The sequence below is a fragment of the Martelella sp. FLE1502 genome, from assembly GCF_053484255.1.
The window spans coordinates 1-221 of record NZ_JBAKFQ010000087.1; the positions used below are offsets into that span (position 1 = coordinate 1).

General features: G+C 66.1%; 1 protein-coding gene. It reads left to right on the forward strand.

Features of this window, described 5'->3' with window-relative positions:
- Nucleotides 1–221 (forward strand): methyltransferase domain-containing protein (locus tag V6767_RS22785; protein WP_448475521.1); only part of this gene is annotated, 221 nt, incomplete at both ends.

Sequence of the window (221 nt, forward strand, 5' to 3'; positions counted from 1 at the left end):
TGATCTTTTCCAGCCTGGCCCTGCAGTGGTGCGAGGATTTCGCCAGCGTGCTTGGCGAAGCACGCCGCGCGCTGCGCCCGGGCGGCACCTTCGCCTTCAGCAGCCTGTGCGTCGGCACTCTGCAGGAGCTGCGTGACAGCTGGCAGGTGGTGGATGGCTTCACCCACGTCAACCGCTTTCGCACCCTGGAAACCTACCAGCGGCTCTGCCAGGACAGCGGT